At 36.0% G+C, this 18,268-nt stretch carries 15 protein-coding genes and 1 pseudogene; 8 read left to right on the forward strand and 8 right to left on the reverse strand.

Annotated features, from left to right (window positions below):
• Positions 1–47: 47 nt before the first annotated feature.
• The 5 genes from FAF07_RS08080 to FAF07_RS08100 all read right to left on the reverse strand — a co-directional run bounded on the left by FAF07_RS08080 (position 48) and on the right by FAF07_RS08100 (position 5,698).
• Positions 48–2,213, reverse strand: a complete 2,166-nt coding sequence (locus tag FAF07_RS08080; protein ID WP_142784619.1) for a prolyl oligopeptidase family serine peptidase — start codon at positions 2,211–2,213, stop codon at positions 48–50.
• Between the two features lie 85 nt (positions 2,214–2,298).
• Positions 2,299–3,288, reverse strand: coding sequence for an aspartate-semialdehyde dehydrogenase (locus FAF07_RS08085; protein WP_142784620.1), 990 nt, complete (start codon positions 3,286–3,288; stop codon positions 2,299–2,301).
• 135 nt (positions 3,289–3,423) lie between these two features.
• Positions 3,424–3,831, reverse strand: a complete 408-nt coding sequence (gene mscL, locus FAF07_RS08090; protein ID WP_142784621.1) for a large conductance mechanosensitive channel protein MscL — start codon at positions 3,829–3,831, stop codon at positions 3,424–3,426.
• 122 nt (positions 3,832–3,953) lie between these two features.
• A complete protein-coding gene (alr, locus tag FAF07_RS08095; protein WP_142784622.1) occupies positions 3,954–5,057 on the reverse strand; it encodes an alanine racemase in 1,104 nt (367 codons plus the stop codon).
• On the reverse strand, positions 5,057–5,698 hold the full coding sequence (locus FAF07_RS08100) for a thymidine kinase (protein WP_142784623.1): 642 nt from the start codon (positions 5,696–5,698) through the stop codon (positions 5,057–5,059). The genes alr and FAF07_RS08100 overlap by 1 nt, the downstream gene beginning before the upstream one ends.
• A gap of 268 nt (positions 5,699–5,966) precedes the next feature.
• On the opposite strand from FAF07_RS08100, the gene FAF07_RS08105 reads away from it, so the two are divergent.
• From FAF07_RS08105 to FAF07_RS08125, 5 genes are all read left to right on the forward strand, one after another.
• Positions 5,967–6,707 (forward strand): hypothetical protein, encoded by a 741-nt coding sequence (locus FAF07_RS08105; RefSeq protein WP_142784624.1) that lies wholly within the window; start codon positions 5,967–5,969, stop codon positions 6,705–6,707.
• Positions 6,707–7,378, forward strand: coding sequence for a 16S rRNA (cytidine(1402)-2'-O)-methyltransferase (gene rsmI, locus FAF07_RS08110; protein WP_142784625.1), 672 nt, complete (start codon positions 6,707–6,709; stop codon positions 7,376–7,378). Before FAF07_RS08105 ends, rsmI begins: the two co-directional genes overlap by 1 nt.
• Before the next feature lie 10 nt (positions 7,379–7,388).
• A complete protein-coding gene (locus tag FAF07_RS08115; protein WP_142784626.1) occupies positions 7,389–8,375 on the forward strand; it encodes an aldo/keto reductase in 987 nt (328 codons plus the stop codon).
• A gap of 141 nt (positions 8,376–8,516) precedes the next feature.
• Complete coding sequence (locus tag FAF07_RS08120; protein WP_142784627.1) at positions 8,517–9,710, forward strand: ATP-binding protein; 1,194 nt, start codon at positions 8,517–8,519, stop codon at positions 9,708–9,710.
• Positions 9,711–9,716: 6 nt separating this feature from the next.
• Complete coding sequence (locus FAF07_RS08125; RefSeq protein WP_142784628.1) at positions 9,717–10,286, forward strand: uracil-DNA glycosylase family protein; 570 nt, start codon at positions 9,717–9,719, stop codon at positions 10,284–10,286.
• 444 nt (positions 10,287–10,730) lie between these two features.
• Here the strand turns inward: FAF07_RS08125 and FAF07_RS18865 are convergent.
• Positions 10,731–10,956 (reverse strand): annotated as a pseudogene (locus tag FAF07_RS18865) (carboxymuconolactone decarboxylase family protein); the annotation flags it as partial.
• 317 nt (positions 10,957–11,273) lie between these two features.
• Between FAF07_RS18865 and FAF07_RS08135 the strand changes: the two are divergent.
• Positions 11,274–13,739, forward strand: coding sequence for a family 16 glycosylhydrolase (locus FAF07_RS08135; protein WP_142784629.1), 2,466 nt, complete (start codon positions 11,274–11,276; stop codon positions 13,737–13,739).
• A 75-nt stretch (positions 13,740–13,814) separates the two neighbouring features.
• Here FAF07_RS08135 and FAF07_RS08140 read toward each other — a convergent pair whose 3' ends face one another.
• The gene (locus tag FAF07_RS08140; protein ID WP_142784630.1) at positions 13,815–14,405 is read right to left on the reverse strand and encodes a carboxymuconolactone decarboxylase family protein; all 591 of its coding nucleotides are present in this window, start codon (positions 14,403–14,405) and stop codon (positions 13,815–13,817) included.
• 68 nt (positions 14,406–14,473) lie between these two features.
• Between FAF07_RS08140 and FAF07_RS08145 the strand changes: the two genes are divergently transcribed.
• Together FAF07_RS08145 and FAF07_RS08150 are read left to right on the forward strand one after the other, a co-directional pair.
• Positions 14,474–15,487 (forward strand): dipeptide epimerase, encoded by a 1,014-nt coding sequence (locus FAF07_RS08145; protein WP_142784631.1) that lies wholly within the window; start codon positions 14,474–14,476, stop codon positions 15,485–15,487.
• The gene (locus tag FAF07_RS08150) at positions 15,484–16,536 is read left to right on the forward strand and encodes an aminotransferase class I/II-fold pyridoxal phosphate-dependent enzyme (RefSeq protein ID WP_142784632.1); all 1,053 of its coding nucleotides are present in this window, start codon (positions 15,484–15,486) and stop codon (positions 16,534–16,536) included. Before FAF07_RS08145 ends, FAF07_RS08150 begins: the two co-directional genes overlap by 4 nt.
• A gap of 163 nt (positions 16,537–16,699) precedes the next feature.
• Here FAF07_RS08150 and FAF07_RS08155 read toward each other — a convergent pair whose 3' ends face one another.
• Positions 16,700–18,268, reverse strand: coding sequence for a SusD/RagB family nutrient-binding outer membrane lipoprotein (locus FAF07_RS08155; RefSeq protein WP_142784633.1), 1,569 nt, complete (start codon positions 18,266–18,268; stop codon positions 16,700–16,702).

The following is an 18,268-nucleotide window of genomic DNA, read 5'->3' on the forward strand; positions in this document are numbered from 1 at the left end:
TGTCTGGACACAAAACCAAACAGGTCTAAAAATACTATATATTGAATTTAACCTTTGATCTTTTCTTTGGTTTTGCTTGGCAACACATCGTAACCCATATTATAAAGTGTAAATCCAAAAATATCGGCAGATTGCTCGATCGTTTTACTAACAGGCGTTCCTGCGCCATGTCCAGCATCGGTCTCAATTCGGATAAGGGTTGGGTTACTGCCAGTTTGTTTACTTTGTAATTCTGCAGCAAATTTAAAACTGTGTGCAGGGACTACACGGTCGTCATGATCTCCAGTGGTAATTAGTGTTGCCGGATACTCAACTCCTGTTTTCACGTTGTGCACTGGGGAATATGCTTTTAAATATTCAAACATGTTCTTGCTCTGTTCTGCTGTGCCATAGTCGTATGCCCAGCCCGCTCCAGACGTAAAAGTATGATAGCGCAACATGTCTAAAACACCAACTGCGGGGAGTGCTACTTTTGCCAAATCTGGACGCTGTGTCATAACAGCGCCAACTAATAAGCCACCATTACTGCCACCACGGATAGCCAAATAATCTGAAGAGGTATATTGGTTTTCAATCAAGTATTCTCCAGCCGCAATAAAGTCATCAAACACATTTTGCTTTTTCAATTGCGTACCCGCATCATGCCATGCTCGACCGTATTCACCACCACCACGTAAATTCGGAATGGCCAAAATGCCACCTTGTTCCATCCAAACGGCGTTGGTAATACTAAAGGATGGTGTTACGCTAACATTAAACCCACCATAGCCATATAGAATGGTTGGATTTTTTCCATTAAGGGCCAATCCTTTTTTATGTGTGATCATCATCGGTACTTTGGTGCCATCTTTAGAGGTGTAAAATACTTGATTACTCTCATAATCATCACTGTTAAAGTTAATTTCTGGCGTCCAATAAGTCTTGGTTACTCCACTTTTTGGTTTCATGGCATAAATACTTGATGGTATTTTATAATTGGTGAAAGAAAAATAGATGGTTGAATCCTCCTTCTTACTTCTAAAACCATTAGCTGACCCAAGCCCAGGTAATTTAATATCTCGAATAAATGTCCCGCTATAATCGTATTGCTTAACCTTAGAAATAGCATCAACCATATATTCAGCAAAGAAATAACCACTACCAGTTGATGCGCTCAAAACATGTTCTGTTTCCGGAATGAAATCGACCCAATGTTCTGGTGTTGGATTGGAGGCATCAACCGTAACGACTTTAATATTTGGGGCATTTAAATTTGTAACTAAATAAAGTTTACTTCCTTCATTTTCAATAATGCTTGTATTGCTATCTGTATGATCTAGAATGGTAACCAACTTGCTATTTGGTTTCGATAAATCCTTAATATAAAGCTTATTGCCAGAGGTGGAAATTCGAGGTGAAATCACCAAATATTTGTTGTCTTCAGTTACCGTTCCGTAAATATAGCGGTGTTTTTCGCTTGGGGTGCCCCCAAAGATTAAGGCATCCTCCTTTTGAGGTGTCCCCAATTTATGATAGTATACTTTGTGTTGATCTGTTTTTGCTGAAAGCTCACTACCCTTCGGTTTATCATAGCTTGAATAGTAAAACCCTTCACTCTTATACCATGAAATACCACTGAATTTAACATCGATTAAAGTATCTTCAATAACGTCTTTAGTTTCGGTATCAATCACAATTATTTTACGCCAATCGCTACCGCCTTCGGAGATAGAATATGCTAAAGTTTTTCCGTTTTTAGAGAAGCTTGCGTTTCCTAGAGAAATGGTACCGTCTTCTTTAAAAGTATTAGGATCCAGAAATACAGTTGCTGTACTTGGGTCTTCACCAATTTTGTAACGATAGATGACGTATTGGTTTTGAAGACCATTGTTTTTATAGAAATACATATAACCGCCTTCTTTAAAAGGAGCGCTAAGTTTCTCGTAATTCCATAAACTGGAAAGGCGTTCTTTTAAGGCTTCCCTAAAAGGAATTTGCTCCAGATAGCCTTGAGTGGTTTCGTTTTGGGCTTTCACCCAAGCTTCGGTTTCTGTACTTCTGTCATCTTCCAACCACCTATAGGGATCCTTCACTTCTGTATCAAAATAGGTGTCAACCGTATCAACAGTTTTTGTTTCGGTGTAATTCACAATGAGGGATTTTTTTTCTGGGTTTTCATCTTTGCAAGCCACTAATAGAGTAAGTACAAAACAGTTATATATAAATTTTTTCATGATGGTGTTGGTTTACCTTCAAAAATAAACAAAAAACTCCTGCATGCCTATACAGAAGTCTTAAAACCATCTTAAAATAATAAGTCTAAACTAGACCATTTTCAATTAAATATTCACCTATTTGAACGGCATTTGTGGCAGCGCCTTTACGTAGGTTGTCTGCAACAATCCACATGTTTAAAGTATTTGGTTGCGTCTCGTCTCGTCTGATGCGCCCAACAAATACATCATCTTTACCATGGGCATAAATGGGCATAGGGTAAGTATTGGTATCCGTATTATCCTGAACGACAACACCAGGTGTTTCATGAAGCATTTTGCGAACATCAGAAAGATTAAAATCATTTTCAAATTCAACATTTACAGATTCTGAATGGCCACCAGCTGTAGGAATTCTAACAGCTGTAGCGGTTACAGAAAAGGTCTTATCATCAAATATTTTTTGAGGTTCTCTGGCAAGTTTCATTTCTTCCTTCGTATAGCCGTTATCTAAAAACACATCACAATGTGGGAGTGCGTTTCTGCCTATTGGATAAGGATAAGCCATTTCTCCTTTAATCCCTGCAATTTCATTTTCCAGTTGCTTTACCGCCTTAACACCGGTTCCAGAAACCGACTGATATGTCGAGATTACCACACGCTTCATTTTGTATTTTTTATGAAGTGGTGCTAAAGCCATAACCAATTGAATGGTAGAACAATTTGGGTTAGCGATAATTTTATCGGCTTTTGTTAATTGATGCGCATTAATCTCAGGAACCACTAGTTTTTTGGTCGGATCCATGCGCCACGCAGATGAATTATCTATGACCGTGGTACCAACCTCGGCAAATTTAGGGGCCCATTCTAATGAGGTATCCCCGCCTGCAGAAAAGATAGCAATATGTGGTTTTAAAGTGACTGCTTCCTGTAAACCGATAATGGTATACTCTTTATTTTTATAGGAAAGTTTTTTTCCAACAGATCGTTCAGAGGCGACGAGTATCAATTCTGTTAAAGGAAAATTCCGTTCTTCCAATACTTTAAGCATTACTTCGCCTACCATACCTGTGGCACCAATAACAGCTACTTTCATTTTAATTTTATTTAGAGTAATTACATCGCAAAACTAAGTATTAATTTTTTTAACAAATCTAAAAAAAGACCTCAAATTTTAAATCTGAGGTCTTTATAACAACAAATAACATTGAGTTATTTAATTAACACTTTGTTATTTTTTTAACAAATCTCTTATTTCAATAAGAAGCTCTTCCTGTGTGGGACCCACTGGTGCAGCTGGGGCTTCTTCTTTTGGCTTTTTAGTTTTGTTATAAGCCTTTATAATCATGAATAAAACAAAGCCAACAATTATTAAATTAATAATGGAATTAACCCAATTTCCATACATGACGGCGTTTTCAGGTTTAATAATGGCGCCATCTGTACCTACCGTTGCTGGAGAGAGAATGTATTTTAAATCGGCAAAGTCCACACCACCAGTAAAGTTACCGATAATGGGCATCATGATATCTGTTACAAATCCTTTCACTACCAAGCCTACAGCGCCTGCCAAAATTACGGCGACGGCCAAATCAATGACGTTACCAGTTAGAATAAACTTTTTAAACTCTTTAAACATGGTTATAATTTTTTAGTTAGTATGAGTATGGCTCTAAGATAGCTCAAAACATGTGATAAGCTTCTTATTTTATAAAAAATAGTGTGTCATGCTGCTGGATTATCCTACTGATGACCACGTAATTAGATAAAAATGCGTTTGACCCGTTGGGAAATGGCCGTTACAATTTCATAGGAGATGGTATTCGCTGTTTCAGCAAAGGCTTCTGCCGAATGGGTGTTGCCAAAAACAACAACTTCATCGCCTTCTTGGCATTCAATAGTGGTCACATCAACCATAATCATATCCATGCAAACGTTACCCACTATGGGCGCTTTCTGATTTTTGATGAACACATAACCTTTACCTTGGCCATATTGCCTGCCAATCCCATCAGCATGACCAATAGGCAATGTGGCCGTTTTTATAATGGACTCGCTTTTAAAAGCTCTATTATAACCAACGGACTCCCCTTTTTTAATGTGATGAATTTGGGAAATAATGGTTTTTAATGAGGCTACCGGTTTGAAGTTTTTGTTTTCTTCTACTGAATTTCCATAGCCATATAAACCAATGCCGCTTCTAACCATGTCAAAATGCGCTTCCGGATAATTTAATATTCCAGAGGTATTAGTCATGTGAAGCATAGGTCTATACCCTAAGGCTTCTGTAAATTCATTCGCAATGCTTTTAAACGCGTTGATCTGATTTATGGTGAATGTCTTTTCCTCTAAATCTTCACTAGCGGCTAGATGGGAAAATAGCGATTCAACTTTAACTGAGGTTTTCTTTTTCAAAGTAGATAACACGGTTTTTACATCATCTTTATTAAAACCTAATCGGTTTAAACCCGTATTAAATTTTATATGAACAGGATAATGTTTTTGATTTTCAGCGGAAGCGATATCAATAAACTCTTGCAATATTTTAAAGCTGTATAAACTGGGTTCTAAATTATAATCAATTAATGCTTTAAAACTTACAGCTTGTGGATGGAGTACTAAAATAGGTGTTGTGATTCCTGCTTTCCGCAATGCGATACCTTCATTACTATAGGCCACCGCAAAATAATCGACCTTTAAGTCTTGTAAATAACGGGCAATGGTTGCGGCGTCACTTCCATAAGCAAAGGCTTTTACGACCGCTAAAAATTTAGTTTGAGAAGCGAGTTTTGATTTGAGATACTCAAAATTATGTTTGAGTGCTTTTAAATCAATTTCAAGAACAGTTTCTTGCACTTTGGGCATTAGATTTTTTTTGATTGGGATGTGATTTCTTCGGCGTCGTTAACCTTCATATTCCTAACTTTATCGCGCATCATGGCTTTGTAAAACGCTGCTCTACTTAAGGGCTCATATTCATCGACTTCACCTAAAAGCACAAGGTTATCACTTTTCGCTTTTCTGTAACTGTATTGCGCTAAATTTCCTGTTCTTGTACATACCGCATGAACCTTGGTCACATAATCTGCGGTGGCCATTAAATAAGGCATAGGTCCAAACGGGTTACCTTTAAAGTCCATATCAAGTCCAGCCACAATTACACGAACGCCTTTGTTTGCTAAATCATTACACACTCGAACAATCTCATCATCAAAAAATTGCGCTTCATCTATACCAACCACATCACAGCCATCGGCTAAAATAGGAATATTGGCAGCTGCCGGAACGGGGGTAGATCGAATTTCATTGGCATCGTGAGAAACCACCATGTCTTCATTATAACGCACATCCATAGCGGGTTTAAAAATCTCAACTTTTTGTCGAGCAAATTGGGCACGTCTGAGCCTTCTGATTAATTCTTCTGTTTTTCCAGAAAACATGGAGCCACAGATAACTTCAATCCACCCAAATTGTTCTTTATGATTTACAGTATTTTCGAGAAACATTTTGTAATTTTAACATGGAACTCATTCTAACTATTAGATTGAAGCGAAAATCAGTCATTTTGTAGTCATTTAAAAGCTTTTTTGAGTTGCATAGCATCGCTACGAAATGAAAAAAAGACAAAAATAGATGCAAAAGGGCAATTTTTAGCCAATAATTAAAGTTAAAATAAGTTCATTAAACAAACCAATTATTCGTTTGTATAAAGGTGGCGTAAATTTATTAAAAATCAAAAGTCTATATAGCAATTAATTTTAAAAATTATCAATAATGAAAAAGAAGCTTGAATCAGAACTGGTTAGCATTGCGCATAGGATTCTTAAATTAAAAGGAAAGGAGGACGTTTTAAAAATGCATGCAGAGGCAGTAGTGCTTCTGGAAAAACTGTCGGTATTAAAATTTGCACATGAAACGTTCGAAGATGATATTCCAACGATTGGCAGCGATTCGTCATTTTTTGGGATGTTAGATGATGCTTTTAATAATAAAATTAGCGACACTATTGAGGTTGAAGATAAAATCTACATCAATCTTGATGAGGTTGAAGATGATGACATTATGGAGCCAGTCATGGAAAAAATTAAGGATATGGTAGCACAAATGCCACAAGAAACACAGCAAGTGGATGCTATTTTTGAAGAAGCCATTCCTAGAAGCTCACATCCTCAAAAACATGATTTAGATACCCTTACGGCAGGTTTTGAGGAGATGCCCGTTTTTGAGCCTGTGCGTAAAGTGGCATCATCAAAGGATAAAAAATCGTTGAATGAGAAATTAAAAACAGGGGGTTTTAATATAGGTTTAAATGATAAAATTGCTTTTATAAAGCATTTATTCGATGGTAAAAATGAAGATTATGATCGTGTCATTTCCCAACTGAATACGTCAAGTTCATTTCGAGAAGCTCAACAATTTATAGAAGATATCGTGAGACCAGATTACAATCAATGGGATGGCAAAGAAGAGTTCGAGGAGCGTTTTTTACAAATTATAGAAAGCAAGTTTGATTAATGGGCAAACTTTATATGGTACCCACACCTATTGGTAATTTAAAAGATATCACGTTTAGAGCTGTTGAGGTTTTAAAGGACGTCGATTTAATTTTAGCTGAAGACACCCGAACTTCTGGGAAACTATTAAAACATTTTGAAATTTCAACCCACATGCAGTCGCACCATATGCATAATGAGCACAAAACGGTTGCACAGATTATAAATAAATTAAAAAGCGGTGCCACCATAGCACTTATTAGCGATGCTGGAACGCCTGCTATTTCAGACCCAGGTTTTTTGTTAACTCGTGCTTGTATTGAGAACAACATTGAAGTAGATTGTTTACCTGGAGCTACGGCTTTTGTTCCCGCTTTAGTAAATTCTGGATTGCCAAACGATAAGTTTGTGTTCGAAGGTTTTTTGCCCGTTAAAAAAGGAAGACAAACCCGGTTACTCCTTTTAGCTGAAGAAACCAGAACCATCATTTTTTATGAAAGTCCACATAAACTCGTAAAAACCCTAGGGCATTTTTGCGAGTATTTTGGTGAAGATCGGTTAGTTTCCGTTTCTAGAGAACTTACCAAATTATACGAGGAAACCGTTAGAGGAACTGCAAAACAAGTTTTAGATCACTATACCAATAAACCACCTAAAGGCGAGATTGTTATAGTGGTAGGCGGTAAAAAATAACACATTAATTATGGAGTATAGAATATTAGGGAAAACAGGTTTAAACATATCAGAAATAAGTTTAGGAACCTGGCAAGTAGGAGGAAAATGGGGAAGTGAATTTAATTTCGAAAATGCAGAAAAAATTTTAAACACGGCCATTGACAATGGCATAAATTTTATTGATACAGCCGATGTTTATAGTGATGGGTTAAGCGAGAAAACGGTTGGTAAAGTTGTACGATCTAGATCTGAAGAAGTCTTTATTGCTACAAAATGTGGACGGTTTTTGGACCCGCACACAAATGAAGCTTATACAACTGCTGCACTACGGAAGTTTGTTGAAGACAGTTTGTCCAATCTTGGAGTAGAAAGGATTGATTTAATGCAATTACATTGTCCGCCTACAGAAGTGTATTATCGCCCTGAGATTTTTGGCCTTTTCGACGACTTGATCAAAGAGGGAAAAATTAGAAACTATGGTGTCAGCGTTCAAAAAGTGGAAGAAGCGTTAAAGGCCATAGAGTTTGAAGGCGTAAGTGCGGTTCAAATAGTATTTAATATGTTTAGACAACGGCCAACAGAGTTGTTTTTTAAGGAAGCTAAAAAGAAACATGTTGGCATAATTGCCCGTGTGCCCTTAGCAAGTGGTTTATTAACAGGGAAATTCAGTAATTCAACCACTTTCAAAAAAGACGATCATCGGTTTTTTAATAGAGAAGGTGAAGTCTTTGATAAAGGTGAAACCTTCTCAGGAATAGATTACCATTTAGGTCTACAAGCAGTAGACGAGCTGAGACAGGTTTTTGACGAAAATGAAAGTTTAGTCCATAAAGCGTTACAATGGATTTTAACCTTTAATGAGGTAAGCTGTGTTATACCTGGGGCATCAAGTTCAGAACAATTACTGTCTAATATTGATACTTATAAAACCAAACCGATAACCGAGGGAGATTTACAAAAAGTGAAAGTGATTTATGAGAAATATATAAAAAAAGAAGTCCATCATTTATGGTAAAAAAATAGTGCGCTTAAAGGTGATATTGTTGTTGTGATTGGTGGAAAACAAACAAAGCGTTTTTATAAAAAACAATATTTCTTCATTTTTGTTTTTATATAAAACACTTTTTACTTATTTTTGTTTCAAAATAAAACACAAATGGAAGATTTTGTTGTATTACAAGAACAATTTTTAGAGAATATTTCCTGCGAACAACGCTACTTAATAAATGTAATAGACTGGTCAAATAGGTTAATTGGAATAAAAGGCGCAAGAGGTGCAGGCAAAACCACACTGTTATTACAATGTATAAAATATAAACTAGATGAAAAAGCGGAAGCGCTTTACGTTTCATTGGATAGTCTATACTTTTTAGAAAATACATTAATTTCTTTAGCTAAAGACTTTGTGTTGCAGGGAGGAACGCATTTGTTTTTAGATGAAGTTCATAAATACCCTAATTGGTCTAGGGAATTAAAGTTAATTTACGACCAATTTCCAAAATTAAAAACAGTATTCACATCATCTTCAATTTTAGAAATTTACAAAGGTGAATCTGATTTAAGTAGAAGGGTTGTTACTTATCACCTAAAAGAATTATCATTTAGAGAATTTCTTTATTTTGAGAAAAACGTGGTACTGCCCAAAGTAGGATTTTCAGAGCTTCTTGCAAATCATAAGGAGATTGCTAGAAAAGTAAAAATAGAAACAGATACTGTGATTAAGTATTTTAGGGATTATTTGAAATATGGGGCATATCCATACTATTTAGAGAACAAAGAAAGCTATTTGCAAAAATTAAATCAAACCATAACATTAATTTTAGAGGTTGATTTAAATGCAGTAGAAAATGTAACCTATCAAGACAGTAGAAAAATTAAAAAATTATTGTTGGCAATTGCCCAAAGTGCTCCATTTACTCCAAATATTAAAAAACTAAGTGAGCGATTAGGAGTGCAACGTGCTTTTTTAATTAACGCTTTACGACTTTTAAATAGAGCAGATTTAGTCATGGAATTGTATAAACCAACAAAAGGTATTGGTGCGTTTACAAAACCAGAAAAGCTTTACCTTAACAATTCTAATCTAGTATATGCTTTAGATAATAAAAACGCAGAAATTGGAACTTTGAGAGAAACTTTTTTTGCAAATCAAATGAAACATATACATGAGATTCATCTTGCCGAAAAAGGAGACTTTTTAATTGATAGAACTTATACTTTTGAAATTGGAGGTAAAGGAAAAACATCAAAACAAATACAAGGTGTAAAAAATAGTTTTGTAATTAGGGACGATATGGAAGTTGGAAGCCTTAATGTTGTTCCCCTTTATTTATTTGGGTTCTTATATTAGATAAATGTGAAAAATCTCCTCCAAGACATAAAACAATGTACCATTTGTAAAGATTATTTGGTTTTAGGTCCACGCCCTGTAGTGTCGGCACACCCAAATTCCAAAATCGTTATTATTGGTCAAGCTCCAGGAACAAAAGTGCATGATTCAGGAATTCCTTGGGACGATGCTAGTGGTAGGCAATTACGAAAATGGTTAAACGTAACAGATGAAGAATTTTATGATGAAACCAAATTTGCCATTATACCTATGGGGTTTTGTTATCCTGGAAAAGGAAAAACAGGCGATTTACCACCACGACCAGAATGTGCACCACAATGGCATCAACAACTATTTGATTTGATGCCAAATATTGAATTGGTCATTTTAATTGGGATGTATGCCCAAAAATATTATTTGGGGAAAAATGCTAAGAAAACCTTAACCGAAACAGTAGCGAATTATAAAGATTACTTGCCAAAATATTTACCATTACCACATCCATCACCTAGAAATAGATTTTGGTTGACTAAGAATCCTTGGTTTGAGGTTGAGGTGTTGCCTGAGTTACGTTTTAGGATAAAAGGCTTAATTTAATCTTTTTCAAATATATTCTTTTAACATTTTCAAAACCTCAAGTAGTACTTTCATTTTGGGTATGACATTTTTGAAAGCTTGTTCTAGTAATTTAAGGATGAACCTAATTTTTTTCTTGTTTTTCATGACTTATAGTATTGAAAAACGAAAATATATTAAGGTGTTTGATTTCTTTAAGACATGGTTTTGAATCGAATTTGCATATGCAAAAAAGAAAGATGTTGGAAGTAAAATATTACAAACAAAAACATCCCCATTTCTGGTAAGGTTTTAAGTAAATATAATTCGCGTCTTCATTTTTAAATAAAAAGGCAGATAATTATCATAAGATTCCTGCATTACTCATTGATTTATAAGTTATAATATTGTATTCGTGAATCTCCGATTCCGCAGGAATAAAAATCTAAATCATCTAAAAGCAAAGCGTTCTAAAACTCTAATAATCTATAAATGCTTCCCCTTTTCCCAACCATGTTTGCCAAGGTATTGTTCACCGCTCTCAATATCCAAATAAGGAAATCACGCCTAACATTTCGACAATTTCACCTTTATCCCAGTGCTCGTACAAACGTTTTTTAATAGCTTCATCAACACCATTGGGAACTTAAGACGCTTATAAGCTGAAATCCAATGCCGTACGTTCGGCTTCATTAAAAGCAGGATGCATGCGCAAAAATATAATTTGGAAAAAGACACTAAAAAAATCTTAACCGAAACAATTCATAATTATAATGAATATTTACCATTACCTAGAAATAGATTTTGGCTAATTATAAGCCATAGTTCGATTTTGAGGTATTACCCGAGTTAAGGAATAGAGTGAATAGTCTTATTTAAGAATTTAAAATGTTGTATGGGTATATCAATACAAATATTTTAAAAATAATGAAGATTTTTTTTAATGTTGTGGTTATGTATGGGCAATTAATTAGAGCGCAATGGTCTTTTATTTTAGGTTTGAGAACCTAACAACTAAACTTTAAATTTATGAAGAATTTTACAAAAAAAGGCATCAAAAATTGCTTTAATCTTATTTTATTAGCATTTGGAACTCTGTATAGTTTTGCACAATGCCCAAATATTGTTTGGGCTGATGAATTTTCAGGAACCTCACTTGACCAAACAAAATGGAACTATCAAATTGGCGATGGTTGTGCTGAAGGAATCTGCGGATGGGGCAATAATGAATTACAGTCTTACCAGGAAGGCAATGTTACAGTTAGCAACGGAACTTTAAAAATTAAGGCTCAAAAGGAGCGAATTAAGGGATCTCAATACACCTCTGGGAGAATCAATTCGAAAGCAAAAGGAGACTTTACCTATGGGCGCTTTGAAGCTTCTATTAAGCTTCCGGCAGGCGATGGTCTATGGCCCGCTTTCTGGATGCTATCAACCAACGAGCCTTATGGCGGGTGGCCGCAAAGTGGTGAAATTGATATTATGGAGTTTGTGGCCTCCGATCAAAATACCATTTTAGGCTATATGCATTATGGCGATCCGTATCCAAACAATCAATCCCAAGGAAATACCTATTCACTTACTAATGGTACGTTCCCAGAGGCATTTCATGAATTTGCTATTGAGTGGGAACCAGGCGAGATCAGATGGTTTATGGATGGTATTCTATACTCAACAAAAAGAACTGAAGACGTCTCGCCATTTAACTGGCCTTTTGATCAGGATTTTCATTTCCTATTAAATGTTGCTGTTGGGGGCAATTTAGGTGGTGCTGTAAATGACAGCATGTTGCCCGCCACTATGGAAGTTGATTATGTACGCGTTTATGATGGATTCAAATCATATATCAGTGGAAACACGGTAGTTTTAAACCAATCCAAAGGTGAGACCTATGCTATTGGAAATTTAGCCAATAATGTAAGTGTAAGCTGGTCGGTACCAGTAGGAGCAACTATTGTTAGCGGACAAGGTAGTAACACGATTTCCGTTGATTTCGGAAATACTTCAGGAACGGTCTCGGCTTCTTTCGATGATGGATGTCAAACCCAAGCGCTAAATCTTTTTGTAGAGGTTGAACCCCCTTTTAACAGAGCACTCTCATTTGAGAATTTTGATGAAACACCTACCGCAAGCTTAGCTTTAACAACAGGCACCCTTACCGAAGTAGCAAATCCAGCAGCCAATACTATAAATAATAGCGCCCTCTCTGGAAAATATGACAGAAACGGAGGTGAACAATATGACTTGGTTGTGTATGATGTAACCAACATTACTGATGCCTCTCAATACGTAAATAAGGATAAGAAATTTGCTCTAGATGTTTATACGACCGCACCTATTGGTACCGATATAATTTTACAACTAGAAACTGCTGATGCCACATCGAGTAATTACCCAACGGGAAGGCATAGTCGATATATAGCGACAATTGCAGAAAATAATAATTGGCAACGTTTATTTTTTACCTTATTAAATAGACCTGATGGAACTGCAGCTGATACTGATGTTCAAACCATGGTTTTGTTATTCAACCCTAACAGTTTAACCAGTGATACTTATTATTATGACAATTTTGACAGTTATGATGCTGGTACGGGTACGGTTTCAAATGTAGCACCAACAGTTAGTATTACAAGCCCTACTGATGGATCCAGTTTTGATGAAGGAACAAGCATTACCGTAACGGCTGATGCAGCCGATTCAGACGGATCTATAAGTCAGGTTGAATTTTTCGTAAACGGGAGTTCAATAGGTGTTGATTTTTCTCAACCATATTCAATGGCTTATGTCGTTCCATCAGGCACTTCTTCATTAACAGCTGTCGCAACAGATAATGAAAGTTTAGGCACAACATCGCAAACTATCGGAATTACAGGGCAAACATTAGGAGATCCAACAAGCGTACATGTTAATAGTATAGTCACAGGTACTTTAAGCGCAGGTAAGGGAGCAAACTATGGAACTGCAACTGTACATATAGTTGACGACCTTGGTAACAATATTTCGAGTGCTACCGTAACAGGAACATTCAGTGGGAGCTTTAACGAACAGGCCACGGGAACTACAGACACAAATGGTATCGTGGTATTGCAAACGCAAGCTAGTGCTAAAGGTGGCGTTACCGTAAATTTATGTGTGGATAATGTTTCATATGCCCTTTTGCCGTATGACCCAACTAGTAATACTGTAAGTTGCTCAAGTGTAGCTGCAAAAATGGTTTCGAAAAATAAAAAAGCGGTTGATGAACTAAATAGTGAGCTTAAATTTTCTATATACCCAAACCCAGTTAATGATGTACTTAATTTTAGATTAGATGACTTTGCTACGAAAATTAAAATTTATGTTTATAATAGTTTGGGAAAGACTGTTTTAACAAAAGAATTCAATGATAATAAAGGTGAGGTAAATGTGGCTTTTTTAACTAGAGGAATATATTTTGTAAAAGCAGAAGATGAATTAGCTCAAATTAAAATAATGAAAATAGTAAAACACTAAATATAATAAGCACACTAAGCAATAAAGGGCTGTTCGTTATATAACGAACAGCCCTTTATTGCTTTAATACTTTTTTTATGCATGCTTCCCCTTCTCCCAACCATGTTTACCAAGGTATTGTTCACCACTCTCAATAGCGCCTTCTTCAACGGAAGTTCCCATACTATCATTCCAACGGTTTAAATATCCAAATAACGAAATCACACCTAACATTTCTACAATTTCGCCTTCATTCCAGTGTTCGTATAAACGTTTTTTTATAATCTCATCAACCCCATTGGGGACTTGAGAGGCTTGTAAACTAAAATCCAATGCCGTACGTTCGGCTTCATTAAAAGCTGGATGTGTTCTATATTCCCAAATATTATCCAATTGTTCCTGTTCTGCGCCATAGCGTTCTGCCGCGCGAATGGCATGGGCTTGACAATACCGACATCCCGTTGCGTTACTGGATACCCAAGCAATCATGCGCTTTAAAGCCGAGGTCACACGTCCATCATTGGCCATAACTGCTTTATTCAAATTTATAAAGGCCTTACTAATGGCAGGTCGGCGTTGCATGGTAAGTACCGAGTTTGGACAAAACCCAAGCGTTTCGTTAAAAAATGCTGCAAGTTCTTTTGTTTCAGCATCGTGGTCCGCAGATAATGGTGTTACTAAAGGCATATTTTGTAGGTTTACGTTTTTTTCAAAGATATAATTATTAACTTTATTAAAGATTTAAAAAACCACATATGGAGATACTATTAAGGGCTTACAAGCTAAAACTTAAACATACGTTTACCATTTCTAGGGAGTCACATGATATTCAGGACAGCCTAATCGTTGGGCTTTCCATAAATAGAAAAACCGGTTACGGTGAAGCGACTTCCAATCCATATTATAAGATCACCGTTGAAAGCATGATGGCAGAAATTAATGCTATTGGAACAGAAATTAAAAATTTCAACTTTACAACACCCGAAATATTTCATGTCTTTTTGGTTGAAAAAAACTTAACAAATTTTGCTATTTGTGCTTTAGATTTAGCGGCTCACGATTTATATGGAAAACTGCAAGAAAAACCACTTTATAAAATTTGGGGAACAACTATAGATACATTCCCAATTACAAATTACACCATAGGTCTCGCAAGCATTGATAAAATGGTTGATAAAATAAAAGAAACCCCATGGCCCATTTATAAAATAAAATTGGGTACCCATAATGACGTTAACATTATTAGAGAACTAAGGAAACACAGCAATGCCGTATTTAGAATAGATGCCAATTGCGCTTGGACCGCAGAAGAAACCATAAAAAATGCGCCATTATTAAAAGAATTAGGCGTTGAGTTTTTAGAGCAACCCTTAAGGGCAGATGATTGGGAAGGCATGAAAAAAGTAATGCAAAATATTGTTTTGCCAGTAATTGCAGACGAAAGCTGTATCGTTGAAAGCGATGTTGAACAATGCGCGAAATTCTACAGCGGTATAAACATAAAACTCACCAAATGTGGTGGACTAACACCGGCATTACGTATGATTAAAAAAGCTAAAGCTATGAACCTTAAAGTTATGGTAGGATGCATGACCGAATCTACCGTTGGCATATCTGCCATTGCCCAATTATTGCCTCAACTGGATTATGTGGATATGGATGGTGCGCTTTTATTAAAAGAAGACATTGCTGATGGTGTGATTATTCAACATGATGCCAAAGTGATTTTTCCATCCATAGGAGGTAGCGGTGTAACCTTAAAAGCATGATAAGTTATATAGATTCTTTTCCTTCTCGAGAAATTAGAATTAAAGGAAAAAACTACCTTTATTTTGGCGGCACCTCATATTTAGGACTTCAAACCGACATTGAATTTCAAGGGTTATTTGTTGAAAACATTAAAAAATTTGGTACCAATTACGGCGCATCGAGAAAATCCAATATTCGGATGTCCATTTTTCATGAAGTTGAGCAATATTTATCAAAGTTAGTTGGTAGTGAAGCCTGTATTACGATGTCGTCAGGCTATTTGGCGGGACAGCTTGTTGCTCAAGTATTAAGCACTAGTGGACTAGCATTGTTTTATGCTCCTAATACGCATTCGGCACTTTATGCATCAGGTATTAAGGATAAGAAGGCTTTTAAAACGTATAGCGCGTTAAATAAAGCCCTTGAAAATCATTTAGCAACTAATAAAAATAATATTCCAGTTGTGTTTTTAGATGCTGTTGATTTTTCTGGAATTAATTACCCTGAATTTGAAGGTCTAAAAACATTGTCCTTATCACAAATAATTTTAGTTGTAGATGATTCTCATGGCATTGGTATTGTTGGAGAAAATGGTGGTGGTGTTTATCGAAAAATTAAAATGCTAAACCCAAAAGAGCTAATTGTTTCTTCTTCTTTAGGAAAAGGTTTTGGTGTTCAGGCTGGTGCTATTTTTGGTTTAAAAAAGCGAATATCCCAACTAGGTAACACTGCTTTTTTTGGAAGTTCTAGCCCTGCTTCTCCTGCTAATTTAGCAACAATACTAAGGGCTGAAAAAATTTATAATGCAAAGCGAAACCTTTTGGAAAGCAACATGCAATTTTTCATCAATCATGTAATAGCACCTAAAAAATTTAGGTTTATGGATGGGCACCCTACTTATAGTTTTTTAAATGAAAATTTAACTGAATATTTAGAAAGGCACCATATTATCGTGACCAGCTTTCAGTATCCTGATGAAGATTCGCCAATTATGAGTAGGATTGTTATTAGTGCTGCACACACAGAAGATGATATTATTAGACTTTGCAATCTTTTAAATTTGTTTTAAAATGGTATGATTCTGATAAAAGTCCTGAATGTCATAACTACCACAGACAAAAACACTTCCTTTAAATCAAATACGTTTATAAAAAAGGGTAACAATTTTAAATTGCCACCCTTTCAATTCCTAATTTTATTAATACTTTATTTTAACCGCTGCTGCATCCATTTTATTGATCCCACCAAACAGGTGTAACCGGTGTTTCTTGATTGGCCAATACATTGGCTTCATTTCTGTTTAATTCAGTAGAAGGATAATTAGCACGTCTAAACCATTGACCAAAAAAGTCATTATCTTCACCTTCTTCCTCAGCACGTATGGTTAAGCCTGTAAATACATCATCTGAAAAATCATATCTTCTAAAATCCACAAATGTTTCAGGGTTTAAGAAATTATGGATATATTTTTCTTTCATAATATGGTGTAGCATTAAAGCACCTGCTCCTACATCAATGGATGCTTCTTCCAAGTAATCAGATCCATCAACCCCGTACATGTCCATGCTAGCTTGAATACCGTCAAGGTAAGCCGTATAAGCAGTTGCACTGGACCCAACACTTGTTGTGGTTCCGCCATTAGCCAAAAAGGCTGCTTCTGCTCTAATGAACAGGGCTTCAGCATAACTAATTAGTAAAAGTGGAGATTCTACACTAGTATAATATCCATTCTCAACAAAAAAAGTATTTGCCTCAGAACCATCAGGAGCTTCGTTAGATTTACCACTAACAAATCCTTTCCATTCATCTCCTCCAATTTCATTCTCAAAATCAAGATCGGTATCAGCGAAAAGCGGTAATCTTGGGTCGATGGTAAACACAAAAGTTGAATCATTGTTCATAGGATCAAAAGGTGTCACGTTATTTGTTATAATAGTATCAGAATATTTACTATTAAAAGGATAGTAATCTCCATTCATTGAACTTACTATCTGGCTTGCTATATCATTATGAGGGTTCCCCGACCTTCTTTCCACTATTTGAGAAGAATACCAAGGATTAATATTCTGGCTGCTATACGACATTTCAAAATTATCCTCATTGGATGTAAAACCATTGACTATACTTGTTAAAACCTCATTTGGAGTAGTTACCCCTTTATTTACTAAATGTAATTGATAACGTGCTTTGATAGTATATGCGGCACGTAACCATTTATCGGAATCTCCTCCGTAAATCAAATCAGAGGTCCCTAAATTGAATCCAGAATTGTCTGGAGCACTCAACGCTGCAATCGCGCCGTCCAAAAGGTCAAAAACCCTATTATAGATTTCCTCTTGGTTATCAAAAGTTGGAAAATTATTATCTGGACCTTCAGTAGCATCAGAATATGGGATATCATCCCATGTATCTGTAGCAATACCAAGATTAATTGCTATTAAAATATCAGAGATGGCACCAATGTGGGGTGCTCGGTTTTCAATTGCTTTTGCCTTAATTACTTTAATATTGGGTAAAATATAAAGGTAAACTTGATTCCAAAGACCACTTGCAGAAGTTTGTCCCGCTGCACCACCGCCTTGTATAACAAAGTATTGGGTGTAATTCCCAAAAGCCAATTCCGCCGAACGCTGCCCTTCCATAGTACTATGTATCACGGGTGCCATTAAATCTTTCATTCCCAGCTGCTCCAATGTCGCTGTGTTGGCTGGAGTGTTCACATCAAAATAGTCGTCACTACACCCCACGAGTGCAATCATAAAAAGTGCTAAAATTGTAGCTTTTATATTATTTTTTTTCAT

The organism is Changchengzhania lutea (assembly GCF_006974145.1).
Lineage (GTDB): Bacteria > Bacteroidota > Bacteroidia > Flavobacteriales > Flavobacteriaceae > Changchengzhania > Changchengzhania lutea.

What these genes read in the sequence shown, in the direction of transcription:
- FAF07_RS08080 (WP_142784619.1), bottom strand. Translation starts at nt 2,213, where the DNA reads ATGAAAAAATTTATATATAACTGTTTTGTACTTACTCTATTAGTGGCT.
- FAF07_RS08085 (WP_142784620.1), bottom strand. Translation starts at nt 3,288, where the DNA reads ATGAAAGTAGCTGTTATTGGTGCCACAGGTATGGTAGGCGAAGTAATG.
- mscL (WP_142784621.1), bottom strand. Translation starts at nt 3,831, where the DNA reads ATGTTTAAAGAGTTTAAAAAGTTTATTCTAACTGGTAACGTCATTGAT.
- alr (WP_142784622.1), bottom strand. Translation starts at nt 5,057, where the DNA reads ATGCCCAAAGTGCAAGAAACTGTTCTTGAAATTGATTTAAAAGCACTC.
- FAF07_RS08100 (WP_142784623.1), bottom strand. Translation starts at nt 5,698, where the DNA reads ATGTTTCTCGAAAATACTGTAAATCATAAAGAACAATTTGGGTGGATT.
- FAF07_RS08105 (WP_142784624.1), top strand. Translation starts at nt 5,967, where the DNA reads ATGAAAAAGAAGCTTGAATCAGAACTGGTTAGCATTGCGCATAGGATT.
- rsmI (WP_142784625.1), top strand. Translation starts at nt 6,707, where the DNA reads ATGGGCAAACTTTATATGGTACCCACACCTATTGGTAATTTAAAAGAT.
- FAF07_RS08115 (WP_142784626.1), top strand. Translation starts at nt 7,389, where the DNA reads ATGGAGTATAGAATATTAGGGAAAACAGGTTTAAACATATCAGAAATA.
- FAF07_RS08120 (WP_142784627.1), top strand. Translation starts at nt 8,517, where the DNA reads ATGGAAGATTTTGTTGTATTACAAGAACAATTTTTAGAGAATATTTCC.
- FAF07_RS08135 (WP_142784629.1), top strand. Translation starts at nt 11,274, where the DNA reads ATGAAGAATTTTACAAAAAAAGGCATCAAAAATTGCTTTAATCTTATT.
- FAF07_RS08140 (WP_142784630.1), bottom strand. Translation starts at nt 14,405, where the DNA reads ATGCCTTTAGTAACACCATTATCTGCGGACCACGATGCTGAAACAAAA.
- FAF07_RS08145 (WP_142784631.1), top strand. Translation starts at nt 14,474, where the DNA reads ATGGAGATACTATTAAGGGCTTACAAGCTAAAACTTAAACATACGTTT.
- FAF07_RS08150 (WP_142784632.1), top strand. Translation starts at nt 15,484, where the DNA reads ATGATAAGTTATATAGATTCTTTTCCTTCTCGAGAAATTAGAATTAAA.
- FAF07_RS08155 (WP_142784633.1), bottom strand. Translation starts at nt 18,268, where the DNA reads ATGAAAAAAAATAATATAAAAGCTACAATTTTAGCACTTTTTATGATT.